This is a genomic window from Burkholderia singularis, from assembly GCF_900176645.1.
Lineage (GTDB): Bacteria > Pseudomonadota > Gammaproteobacteria > Burkholderiales > Burkholderiaceae > Burkholderia > Burkholderia singularis.
In genome coordinates, this window is record NZ_FXAN01000073.1 from 1 (window position 1) to 10,983 (window position 10,983).

The window sequence follows — 10,983 nt, forward strand, 5'->3', positions numbered from 1 at the left end:
TAACGAAGAGTTATCCACACCGGAATAGATGTACTACGCTGTCTCGGGGTGGGGCAGATTTAGATGAAATCGGTCGGTTAAGACTCGGTGGAAATCAACAACGAAGGTAGCTATCTCGCCCACTGGCAATACAGTCGTGGCCGGATTTGCTGCGTCTCTACCCCATCCATTCTCAAGGCTCTCGGCTTCGTAGCCGACGAAGATGACGGCGAATTCATCCTTCGTCACCCTCGCCTACAAATCGAATAACTCCGTTGTGCGCGCGCACACGTGTACGCGCGTAGCCCACATATGGGTCAATCAATTATCCCGCCACCGACAGCCGGTCTGGCTCATAGCGGCGAAGTGTTGTCATGGATTTATCGCATGCCGCAAATCCGTATTGAGCACGCTAAACAATGTGCGCAACTCTTCTTTCGTCTTGTCGCTCAACATTGCAAATGCTTCGCTCCCGTCACCGCGCATAAAATCGGTCAACGCCGCCACCTGACCCAAGATGCGAGTAATGCGAGACGGCGGTGCGGGTTGCCACACTCGGCTAAATTTTTCAGCCATGCCGCACCTCCGGGCAATTCTCCGCTCTGAGTTCATGAAGCGTGCTGCGAACTGCCGTGAGCGTAACGCCGTAAAGGTCGAAAATCGCTTTTTGCTCGTCTAAATCCAAGCCGGAAAATAATGCAACGCCGTCCTTGTCTGAGAGCAACCTCGATAAAGCAGACAGGTTATCGACACCGACGAGCGCGATATCGATTAGGGTGGGGTTCGAAGATTCGGGATGAGTGGGAGCGTGATGCATGGATGCGGCCTCCTATGAACAGTGAGACCCGCTCTCCCATCGCCAAATGGGCGGGCGGGCACATGGCAAGGTTGGCGAACCGGCATAGGAGGCAACCGGCAGACCCGAAGGTCTCCCCGCCAAGGCCCACCCATTGATCAATAGATGCGCAAAGGCATGCAGACGAAAAAGTCGCACATGCGGCGGCTCGTCCGCCTCCTAAGATCGGGTCGCCAAACCCGGTCACGGTGTTTCCGTGACGGCCTCAACAGTAGCCAAAATTTGGGGTATGGTCAAATCAGGCACAAGTCTGCTACACTGATTAGTTCCATCGGCTACATACGCGATTGTAACTCATTGATGTGATTGGCTGTTTAGGGTTCGAATCCTCTCACCCCGACCAGGTTTTGAAAAAACCGCGCATGAAATGCGCGGTTTTTTTTCGCCGTTCCGGATGTCGCCGGCCGGTTCGTCGCCGGCTGCCGCGCAAAACCGGCGCCGTGCGCCCCCGCCAGATCGCGTGCGCCCCTCTGCTATAGTCTTCCCCATTCCTGTTCATTCACCGACTTTCCACGCGTGGACCAAATTCCCTTATGGGCGCAAATCGGCGCCGTCTTCCTGCTTCTTCTCTGCTCCAGCTTCTTCTCCATTTCCGAAACCGCGATGATGGCGCTCAACCGTCATCGGCTCAAACACCTCGCGGCCCAAGGCGCGCTCGGCGCGAAGACAACGCAAGGGCTGCTTGCGCGAACCGATCAACTCCTCAGCGTGGTTCTGATCGGCAACAATCTGTTCAACACGATCATCCCGGTATTAACGACGTCGATCGCGCTACGCACGTTCGGCCATGACAACCTTGTGCTGTCGATCGCGACGGGGATCGTCGCGTTCCTCATCATCGTGTTCGCCGAGATCACGCCGAAAATCGTCGGCGCGACGTTCCCCGAGCGGATCGCATTGCCCGCCAGCATCGTCATCGCACCGCTGATGCGGGTGCTGATGCCGCTTGTGTGGTTCGTCAACGCGTTGTCCGGCACCATCCTCGCCACGCTGCGCATCAACACGAAGGCAGGCCGCGACCAGCGGCTGTCGGCGGAGGAACTGCGCACGCTCGTGCTCGAATCCGCGAGTTTCATGCCGACCAAGCACCGCAGCATCCTGCTCAACCTGTTCGATCTGGAAAACATCACCGTAGACGACGTGATGATTCCGCGCCGCCAGATCGAAGCGCTGAACATCCTCGCGCCGCTCGACGACGTGCTGCACCAGCTCGAGACCTGCTACCACAACCGGCTCGTGGTCTACGAAGGGGATATCGAGCGTGTGCTCGGCGTGCTGCACGTGCGCAAGACGCTCGCCGCGCTTCACAATCAGGATTTCGATCGCGCGACGCTGCGCGAGCTACTCACCGAGCCGTACTATGTGCCGTCCGGCACGCCCGTCTACCAGCAATTGCAGTACTTCCAGGAAAGCCGCCAGCGCACGGCGCTCGTCGTCAACGAGTACGGCGAACTCGAAGGGCTCGTCACGCCGGAGGACATCATCGAAGAGCTGATCGGCGAATTCACGACGACGATGCCGAAAAGCGAAGGCTCGAAGGGCGGCTGGGACGAAAACGGCGAATGCATCGTCGCGGGCAGCATGCCGTTGCGCGAGCTGAACCGCTGGCTCCACCTGGATCTGCCGACGACAGGCCCGAAAACGCTTAACGGGCTGATTCTCGAAGTGCTCGAGGAAATTCCGGAAGGCGACGTCTGCCTGAAGATCGGCGACGTGATGATTGAAGTGATGCGCAGCGACGATCAGGGCGTGCGCACGGTCAAACTGTTCCAGCCACGCATGTCGCGCGGCCCAGCGCGCACACGGGGCCTGTAACGCGCCCCGTCGTCCCGGCTTTGGCCGAACGGCCGACTGGTCACCTGATACGCGCCACGCGATGATTCTCTCATCGCGTCGAACAGGCGGCCTTTGGGGCCGGAGCCAATGTCTGTCACGTCTTCTCCTTTCTTTTCCGCATGGCCGGAGCGCGCGGCGCCGGCATCGCCACCGTATGCGGCGGCCTCCTCCGCCGCGCCCCCCGCCCCTTCCCAGCCGCGCGCCGCGAGATTCGACGATGACGCACCAGCCATTGGCGCCGTCGCCGATATGCTGCGCACGGCACACGAGCGCAACGCGTCGGACATCCATGTCGAGCCCTGTGAATCGGGCTGGCGTGTGCGGCTGCGCATCGACGGCGTGCTGCATGAGCTCGCTCGGCCGCCTGCCCATCTGCGCGATGCGTGCGTGACGCGGATCAAGGTGCTCGCGCGAATGGACATCGCCGAGCGCCGCGTGCCACAGGATGGCCGGCTGCGGCTCGCGCCGGCGCCGGGGCTCAGCTGCGACTACCGGGTCAGTTCATTGCCGACGCTGCATGGCGAAAAGCTCGTGCTGCGCCGTCTGGAAACACTGGCCGCCGCGCTGTCGCTCGCCGCGCTCGGCTTCGATACGGCCCAGGCGCGCACCGTCGAAGCAGCGATCCGTGCGCCGCATGGCCTCATTCTGGTGACCGGGCCCACCGGTAGCGGCAAAACGTTGTCGCTGTATTGCTTCCTTCAGCAATTGAACGACGCATCGCGCAATATCTGCACGGTCGAGGACCCGGCCGAGATCGAACTCGATGGCATCAATCAGGTGGGAGTGCGGGAAAAGGCGGGCCTGACGTTTGCGGTCGCGCTGCGCGCGTTCCTTCGCCAAGATCCCGACGTGATCATGGTCGGCGAGATTCGCGATGCGCAAACCGCCGATGTCGCGCTCAAAGCCGCGCAAACGGGCCATCTGGTGTTATCGACACTGCATACGAACGATGCGCCGGCAGCGGTCACGAGGCTGCTCGACATCGGTGTCGCACCATACAATCTCGCCGCTGCGTTGAGACTCGTGACCGCGCAACGGCTGGTGAGACGCCTCTGCGCCGCGTGCCGCGCGCCCTCCGATACGTCGCGCGACGCGCTTCGCGCAGCCGGCATTGCCGGGGCGTCGCTCGATGCCGGTTGGCGGCCGTATATCGCGAGAGGCTGCGCCGAGTGCCACGGCATCGGCTACAAGGGGCGCGTGGGCATCCATCAGGTGATGCCGCTGTCAGCCGAGCAACGCGATTTGATCGTCGCTCGCGCAAGCGGCGCCGAGCTTACGCGCCAAGCGCGTTCCGAAGGCATGGCGAGCTTGCGCGAAGCCGCGCTCATCCGCGTGCGCGACGGCTCCACAAGCTTGAGCGAAGCGCTTGATGCAACCGAGGCCTCCGGATGAATACGCGCCGTTCTGCGCCGAGCGAAGCCCGTTATCGCTGGGTAGGCGTAACGGCGGACGGCGCACGCCGACGCGGCGTGCTGATTGCCGTCGATTCGGCCGCCGCGCGCACGGTGCTCAAACGCACCGGCATTACCGTGCTGCACCTCGAAGCCCGCGGGACGGCACCGCCCCCGGCAGTGCGCGCGCACGAGATCACGCGCTTCACGCGCCAGCTCGCAGGACTCCTGCACGCCGGGCTGGCACTCGCACCGTCACTCGAATTGCTGGCGCGCACGAACGCGTCGCGGCAACGCAATGCGATACCTCGCATCGCAGCGGGGTTGGCGCGCGAGATCGTCGCAGGGCGGCAATTCTCGACCGCATTGGGCCGCTATCCGCGTCCGTTCGATCCGCTCTTGCGCCAGCTCGTCGCGGTCGGCGAGGCGGCGGGCGCGCTCGCCGCCGTACTCGCACGGATCGCCGACGACCGCGAACGCGCCGCCGCCCAATATGCGCGAGTCAGAGGGGCGCTCGCCTATCCGGTCGCCGTGCTGCTGTTCGCGCTCGCGCTGACTGCGGCGCTGCTGATCTGGGTCGTACCGACCTTTGAGCAGATTTTCTCCGGTTTCGGCGCCGCCCTGCCCGCACCGACCCGCTTCATCCTGGCGCTATCGGCCGGCGTGACACGCATGAGTGTGCCGGTCGGCATCGCCATAGTGCTCGTCTGCGTCGCAACGCGTCACGCCGCGCGCCGCTCCGAAACCGTGCGCGTCGCACTCGCACAAGCGCTACTGCGCATGCCGCTTGCCGGGCCGCTGCTGCGCACGCTCGCCGCCGCCCGCTGGAGCCGCGCACTCGGCACGCTGCTCGCCGCCGGCACGCCGCTTACCGATGCGCTCACCGCTTTGTCGCATGTAAGCGGCAATGTGCTCTTCGATCGCGCAACAACCGGAATCGCCGCGCGTCTGCAGCGCGGTGAACGGCTCGCTCAGGCGATGCGGGCCGAAGGCTATTTCCCCGACGACGTCGTGCAACCGATCTCTGTCGCCGAAGAATCCGGCACGCTCGACACGATGTTGCTCGATATCGCGACACTCTGCGACCGGCGGATCGACGACCAGATCGGCATGATCGCGCACCTGTGCGAACCTGTTGTGATCGTCGTGCTGGGCGCGCTCATCGGCTCACTGGTGATCGCGATGTATCTGCCGATCGTTCAGCTCGGTAACGTGGTGTAGCATCGCAGCCGAATCCGACTCCATTAACCATGACGACCACCTTGATCACGTCCAACCCGCTTCTTCCCGATCCGGCAACGCAAGCGCCCTTCGGGTTGCTCGCCACATTCGCGGCGCTCCCGTCGGGCGCGCAGTATGCGTTCGCGATCGTGTTCGGTCTTGTCGTCGGCAGTTTCGTCAACGTGGTCGCGCACCGGCTGCCGATCATGATGAAACGCGCGTGGCTCGCGGAAATCGCCGAAGCAACGGGCGAGCCGCCCGCCGCCGACGGCCTGCCGCCGCGCTACAACCTGTGCGTGCCGCGCAGCGCCTGCCCAAGCTGCGGCCACGTGCTGCGCGCGTGGGAAAACATCCCGCTGCTCAGCTATATCGTGCTGCGCGGCCGCTGCAGCCGCTGCCAGGCGGCCATCGGCCTGCGCTATCCACTGGTGGAACTTGCGGCCGCCGCGCTCGCGGCCGCCGCGCTCGCCCTTTTCGGGCCCAGCGGCGCGGCGCTCGCCGCATTCGGCCTGTGCACGGCGCTGCTCGCGATGAGCGCGATCGACATGCAAACCGGCTTCCTGCCCGATTCGTTGACGCTGCCGCTTCTTTGGGCCGGCCTGTGCGTCAATCTTTGGGGAACGTTCACCAGCCTGCGCGCCGCTGTCATTGGCGCGATCGCGGGCTATCTGTTCCTTTGGTGCGTTCTGTGGCTCTTCAAGCTGTTGCGCGGCATCGAAGGCATCGGCTACGGCGATCTGAAGCTCCTTGCCGCGCTCGGCGCGTGGCTCGGCTGGGAAGCGCTGCCGCAAGTCGTATTGATCGCCGCCGTGGCCGGCGCAACGGTCGGCGTCGTCGCGACTTGGCGCGGCCGCATGCGATTCGAGGAGCCACTGCCATTCGGCCCGTTTCTTGCGGTCGGCGGGGCCGCCACGCTTTTTTACGGAACGCCGTTCTACTTGCTGCTTGGAGGTTGACCTATGTTCTCGGTGGGATTGACGGGTGGAATCGGCAGCGGCAAGACAACGGTCGCAAATCTGCTCGGCGCGCTCGGCGCATCGATCGTCGACACTGACCTCATCGCGCACCGCATCACCGCTGCGCACGGCCCCGCGATGCCGCTCATCGCGCGCGAGTTCGGCGCGGCGTTCGTCGCCGCCGACGGCTCGCTCGACCGCGCGAAAATGCGCACGCTGGTCTTCAGCGACGAAGGGGCGCGCAAGCGCCTCGAAGCGATCACGCATCCGCTGATTCGCGACGAAACCGAACGCGAGGCAAACGCGGCGCAAGGCGCTTACGTCGTGCTCGTCGTACCGCTGCTCGTCGAATCCGGCACATGGAAAGCACGCGTGGACCGCGTGCTCGTGGTCGACTGCGCAGTGGACACGCAAATCGCACGCGTGATGCGCCGCAACGGCTTCACGCGCGAGCAGGTCGAGGCGATCATCGCTCGGCAGGCGTCGCGCAGCGCCAGGCTGGCTGCGGCCGACGACGTGATCGTCAACGACCACGCGTCGCATCGGCAACTCGAAGCCGAAGTCGCCGCGCTGCACCAACGCTATCTCGGCTGCGCCGCCGCCCGCTGACGCACAGCCAACATGCGCCGGCGGCGGGCGGCGCCCCGCGCCACGGGTGCCGCCACGAACGCCCCCATTGTCATGCGTCCCGCAATGGTCCGATTGCTAGGGTAGACCGCGAGCATTAGAATGTCCCTGCAATTTCGGTCATCCCCAACGCGAGAGGCGAGCGCGCTTGATTCTTTACGAGTATCCGTTCAACGAGCGAATCCGCACGCTACTGCGTCTCGAAGATCTGTTCGAGCGCTTTACGTTTTTTGTCGCCCAGGAAGACGCGAGAGAACATCATGTCGCGCTGACGACGCTGTTCGAGATCGCCGAAGTCGCGGGCCGCGCGGATCTGAAATCGGATCTGATGAAGGAGCTTGAGCGCCAGCGGCAAACGCTCGCGCCATTTCGCGGCAATCCCGGTATCGAACAGAATGCGCTCGAAGCGGTGCTCGGCGAGATCGAGCAGACGCTTGCGAACCTTGCGCAAATGCAAGGCAAGACCGGCCAGCATCTGATCGACAACGAATGGCTCGCGAGCATCCGCAGCCGCGCCGTGATCCCGGGCGGCACCTGCAAATTCGACCTGCCGTCTTACTACGCGTGGCAGCAGTGGCCGTCCGAGCAACGCCGCCAGGACATCGCGAAATGGGCGATGCCGCTGCTGCCGCTGCGGGACGCCGCGACGATCGTGCTGCGCCTCGCCCGTGAATCGGGACAGGCGGCGAAGGTCATGGCGATGCAGGGCAGCTATCAGCAGATGCTGTCCGGGCGCACCTATCAGCTCATGCAAGTGCGCGTCGCCCCCGAACTGCGCGTGATCCCCGAAGCGAGCGCGAACAAATACATGCTGTGGGTGCGCTTCACCACGCAGGACGGCGACGTCCGGCCGCGCGCGGTCGATATCAACGTGCCGTTTCAACTCACCCTTTGCAACCTGTAACGGCGCGTCGCGCCGCAATGTGATCTGCTGCTATGGTTACCGCCGTGAAATGCCCGTCCTGCGGCAAGGAAGTGCGCTGGACGCCCGAGAATCGCTTCCGTCCCTTCTGTTCATCCCGTTGCAAGCAATTGGACCTCGGCGCATGGGCGGCCGAGAAATACCGGATCGGCGGCGCCGATAACGAGGCGCTGTCGGACGACGACGCAGACGGCGAGGAGAAGGGAACCCGCGGGTAAATCCACCGACCCCAGAAAAACTGCGCATGAGCGAACCGGCATCGCTTGCGCCGGCGAATCGATCTGGCAGCCCGGCCTGTCGACGGCCCGAAACGGCCCGACGCTCACCGCCGTCCTCTATCGAGCCGACGGCCAAGCGCGCGACCCATTGCGCGTGATAAGCCGCCCTCCGGCGGACCGAAAACCGTGCGCGCTGCTTACTACCGCGCGCCCCCCTGCTCCTGCGCGAGCAGTTCGAGCACGGGCAGCGCGGCCGGCAGCAACGGCGCCACGTCGACGGGCAGGCGCTGCCAGACAAACGCTTGGCCTTCGCGACTATGCGGCTCGCCCGTCCAACCCGTCACCTTGCAGAAATACAGCCGCACGTAGGCGTGCGGGTAGTCGTGTTCGAGCGTATGCCAGCGATGACAATCGGTCACGACGATGCCGAGTTCCTCGTGCAACTCCCGGGCGAGCGCCTCCTCGACGCTCTCGCCCGCCTCGAGCTTGCCGCCCGGAAACTCCCAATAGCCCTCGTAAGGCTTGCCGGGCAGACGTTGCGCGAGCAGATAACGGCCGTCCGGCTGCACCAGCACGCCGACCGCCACCTCGGTCACCTTGCGCGAGGCGCCCGTGCGCGCCGCGTCGTTCGATACATCCAAACTCATACGTTCTCCTTGCGGCCCGCGCGATCGCGCGCAAATTGCCATGCGACGCGGCCGGAGCGCGACCCGCGCTCGAGCGCCCAGACGAGCGCATCGCCGCGCGCCGCGTCGATCTCGGCGTCATCGCAGCCGAAATGCTTGAGCCAGTGGCCGACGATCGCCAGGTAATCATCCTGCTTGAACGGGTAAAAACTGACCCAGAGGCCGAAACGCTCGGATAACGAAATTTTTTCCTCGACCACCTCGCCCGGATGAATCTCGCCGTCGGGCAGATGCTTGTACGTTTCGTTGTCGCTCATATACTCCGGCAGCAGGTGCCGGCGGTTCGACGTCGCATAGATCAGCACGTTGTCGGACTGTGCGGCAATCGAGCCGTCGAGCGCGACCTTGAGCGCCTTGTAGCCCGACTCGCCGTCCTCGAACGAAAGATCGTCGCAAAACACGATGAAGCGCTCCGGCCGCGCCGAAATCAGCTCGACGATATCGCCGAGATCGTGCAGATCGTCCTTGTCGACTTCGATGAGACGCAATCCGTCGGCCGCGAAAGCGTTCAGACAAGCCTTGATCAGCGACGACTTGCCGGTGCCGCGCGCGCCCGTCAGCAGCACGTTGTTCGCCGGCTTGCGCAGAACGAACTGGCGCGTGTTCTGCTCGATCAGCGCTTTCTGGCGATCGATGTTCTGCAAATCGCCGAGCGTGATCGTCGAGCGCGCGGCGACGGGCTGCAGATAGCCGCGCCCCTGGCGCTTGCGCCAACGGAATGCAGACGCGGACGCCCAGTCGATCGCCGCGGGCGGCGGCGGCAGCAGCGCTTCGAGGCGCCCGAGCAGCGCTTCGGCGCGATTCAGGAATTGTTCGAGCTGGTCCATGAGGCTCGCCCCGTGTGCGTGTCGTTTATGAACGATAGTCGGCGTTGATGCTCACGTATTCGTGCGACAAATCGCAGGTCCAGACCGTCGCCTGCGCGTCGCCGCGGCCGAGCAGCACGCGGATCGTAATCTCGCTTTGCTTCATCACGCGCTGGCCTTCCTCTTCCAGATACGCGGGATTGCGGCCTCCCGCATGCGCGACCAGCACGTCGTCGAGATACAGATCGATCTTGCCGACGTCGAGGTCCGCGACGCCGGCATAGCCGATCGCGGCGAGAATACGTCCGAGATTCGGGTCCGATGCGTAGAACGCGGTCTTCACGAGCGGCGAATGGCCGATCGCATACGCGATCCGGCGGCACTCGTCGGCGCTGCGGCCGCCCTCGACCTGCACCGTGATGAATTTCGTCGCGCCTTCGCCATCGCGAACGATCAATTGCGCAAGCGTCTGCGCAAGTTCGGTGACCGCGTCGCGCAGCGCCGCATACGCGGGCGAGTCGATCGACGTGATCTCGGGCAGGCTCGCCCGGCCGGATGCGATCAGGATGAACGAATCGTTGGTCGACGTATCGCCGTCGACCGTGATGCAGTTGAACGAGCGGTCCGCCACTTCCTTCACCAGCACGTCGAGCACCGGCTGCGCCACTTTCGCGTCGAACGCGAGAAAGCCGAGCATCGTCGCCATGTTCGGCTTGATCATGCCGGCCCCCTTGCTGATGCCCGTCAGCGTGACCGTATGGCCCTCGATCGTCACTTGGCGCGATGCGGCCTTCGGCTGCGTGTCGGTTGTCATGATCGACTGCGCGGCTTCGAGCCAGTGCGCGCCCGCACGATTCGCGAGCGCGGCGGGCAAGCCCGCCTTCAGCCGGTCGAGCGGCAGCGGCTCGAGAATCACGCCGGTCGAGAACGGCAACACCTGGTCCGCGTGGATTCCGATCAGATGCGCCAGCGCCGCGCAGGTTTCGCGCGCGTGCATCAGGCCCGGCTCGCCCGTGCCCGCGTTCGCCACGCCGGTATTGACGACGAGCGCGCGAATCCCGGCGCCGCCCGCCCGCGCCTTCGCGAGATGCTCGCGGCACACTGTGACGGGCGCGGCGCAGAAGCGGTTTTCGGTAAACACGCCCGAGACGCTCGCGCCTTCGTCGACGCAGACGACGAGCACGTCCTTGCGGTTCGGTTTGCGAATGTGCGCCTCCGCCCAACCGAGCGTGACGCCGGCGACGGGATGCAATTGCGCGGAATCAATCGACGGAAAATTGACAGCCATCTGAAGCACCTGCACCGAAGGAAAATGCCGGCACGCACGCCGGCATTGATGGATTGAAGAACGAGCGGCCGCTTACGCGCCGCCCACACCATGACCGCAAAAAACGCTATCGCACAGACGACGCGGCGCGCTCATCGCGCGCCGCCTTCGATCGGCACCTCGCCGCCGCGCGCACCGGCCACCCTTTCAGGCGGCGG

General features: G+C 64.5%; 12 protein-coding genes. 7 read left to right on the plus strand and 5 right to left on the minus strand.

Annotated features, from left to right (window positions below):
* Window positions 1–351: 351 nt before the first annotated feature.
* Together BSIN_RS25450 and BSIN_RS16450 are read right to left on the minus strand one after the other, a co-directional pair.
* Window positions 352–555: a hypothetical protein gene (locus tag BSIN_RS25450; RefSeq protein WP_143757477.1), complete on the minus strand. Its 204-nt coding sequence runs from the start codon at window positions 553–555 to the stop codon at window positions 352–354.
* Window positions 548–796 (minus strand): hypothetical protein, encoded by a 249-nt coding sequence (locus tag BSIN_RS16450; RefSeq protein WP_089341301.1) that lies wholly within the window; start codon window positions 794–796, stop codon window positions 548–550. The genes BSIN_RS25450 and BSIN_RS16450 overlap by 8 nt, the downstream gene beginning before the upstream one ends.
* Window positions 797–1,351: 555 nt before the next feature.
* On the opposite strand from BSIN_RS16450, the gene BSIN_RS16455 reads away from it, so the two are divergent.
* From BSIN_RS16455 to BSIN_RS16485, 7 genes are all read left to right on the plus strand, one after another.
* On the plus strand, window positions 1,352–2,650 hold the full coding sequence (locus tag BSIN_RS16455; RefSeq protein ID WP_089341302.1) for an HlyC/CorC family transporter: 1,299 nt from the start codon (window positions 1,352–1,354) through the stop codon (window positions 2,648–2,650).
* A 108-nt stretch (window positions 2,651–2,758) separates the two neighbouring features.
* Entirely contained in the window at window positions 2,759–4,063 is a 1,305-nt protein-coding gene (locus BSIN_RS16460; RefSeq protein ID WP_089341303.1) for a GspE/PulE family protein, read from the plus strand.
* Window positions 4,060–5,283 (plus strand): type II secretion system F family protein, encoded by a 1,224-nt coding sequence (locus tag BSIN_RS16465; RefSeq protein ID WP_089341304.1) that lies wholly within the window; start codon window positions 4,060–4,062, stop codon window positions 5,281–5,283. The genes BSIN_RS16460 and BSIN_RS16465 overlap by 4 nt, the downstream gene beginning before the upstream one ends.
* Before the next feature lie 44 nt (window positions 5,284–5,327).
* On the plus strand, window positions 5,328–6,239 hold the full coding sequence (locus BSIN_RS16470; protein ID WP_059516072.1) for a prepilin peptidase: 912 nt from the start codon (window positions 5,328–5,330) through the stop codon (window positions 6,237–6,239).
* Window positions 6,240–6,242: 3 nt separating this feature from the next.
* The gene (gene coaE / locus BSIN_RS16475) at window positions 6,243–6,848 is read left to right on the plus strand and encodes a dephospho-CoA kinase (RefSeq protein ID WP_089341305.1); all 606 of its coding nucleotides are present in this window, start codon (window positions 6,243–6,245) and stop codon (window positions 6,846–6,848) included.
* A gap of 166 nt (window positions 6,849–7,014) precedes the next feature.
* The gene (gene zapD / locus BSIN_RS16480) at window positions 7,015–7,770 is read left to right on the plus strand and encodes a cell division protein ZapD (RefSeq protein ID WP_059515791.1); all 756 of its coding nucleotides are present in this window, start codon (window positions 7,015–7,017) and stop codon (window positions 7,768–7,770) included.
* Window positions 7,771–7,802: 32 nt separating this feature from the next.
* Entirely contained in the window at window positions 7,803–8,006 is a 204-nt protein-coding gene (locus tag BSIN_RS16485; protein WP_059515789.1) for a DNA gyrase inhibitor YacG, read from the plus strand.
* 200 nt (window positions 8,007–8,206) lie between these two features.
* Here the strand turns inward: BSIN_RS16485 and BSIN_RS16490 are convergent, their stop codons facing one another.
* The 3 genes from BSIN_RS16490 to argJ are packed head-to-tail and all read right to left on the minus strand — an operon-like array spanning window position 8,207 to window position 10,786.
* Window positions 8,207–8,653 carry an NUDIX domain-containing protein gene (locus BSIN_RS16490; protein ID WP_089341306.1) on the minus strand — a complete coding sequence of 149 codons (447 nt, stop codon included), beginning with the start codon at window positions 8,651–8,653 and terminating at the stop codon, window positions 8,207–8,209.
* On the minus strand, window positions 8,650–9,519 hold the full coding sequence (locus BSIN_RS16495; protein ID WP_089341307.1) for an ATP-binding protein: 870 nt from the start codon (window positions 9,517–9,519) through the stop codon (window positions 8,650–8,652). The genes BSIN_RS16490 and BSIN_RS16495 overlap by 4 nt, the downstream gene beginning before the upstream one ends.
* Window positions 9,520–9,544: 25 nt before the next feature.
* Entirely contained in the window at window positions 9,545–10,786 is a 1,242-nt protein-coding gene (gene argJ / locus BSIN_RS16500) for a bifunctional glutamate N-acetyltransferase/amino-acid acetyltransferase ArgJ (RefSeq protein WP_089341308.1), read from the minus strand.
* Window positions 10,787–10,983: the final 197 nt, after the last annotated feature.

Bases quoted from the DNA above. Each gene is read 5' to 3' on its own strand.
- BSIN_RS25450 (WP_143757477.1), bottom strand. From the start codon at position 555: ATGGCTGAAAAATTTAGCCGAGTGTGGCAACCCGCACCGCCGTCTCGC.
- BSIN_RS16450 (WP_089341301.1), bottom strand. From the start codon at position 796: ATGCATCACGCTCCCACTCATCCCGAATCTTCGAACCCCACCCTAATC.
- BSIN_RS16460 (WP_089341303.1), top strand. From the start codon at position 2,759: ATGTCTGTCACGTCTTCTCCTTTCTTTTCCGCATGGCCGGAGCGCGCG.
- BSIN_RS16465 (WP_089341304.1), top strand. From the start codon at position 4,060: ATGAATACGCGCCGTTCTGCGCCGAGCGAAGCCCGTTATCGCTGGGTA.
- coaE (WP_089341305.1), top strand. From the start codon at position 6,243: ATGTTCTCGGTGGGATTGACGGGTGGAATCGGCAGCGGCAAGACAACG.
- BSIN_RS16485 (WP_059515789.1), top strand. From the start codon at position 7,803: ATGGTTACCGCCGTGAAATGCCCGTCCTGCGGCAAGGAAGTGCGCTGG.
- BSIN_RS16490 (WP_089341306.1), bottom strand. From the start codon at position 8,653: ATGAGTTTGGATGTATCGAACGACGCGGCGCGCACGGGCGCCTCGCGC.
- BSIN_RS16495 (WP_089341307.1), bottom strand. From the start codon at position 9,519: ATGGACCAGCTCGAACAATTCCTGAATCGCGCCGAAGCGCTGCTCGGG.
- argJ (WP_089341308.1), bottom strand. From the start codon at position 10,786: ATGGCTGTCAATTTTCCGTCGATTGATTCCGCGCAATTGCATCCCGTC.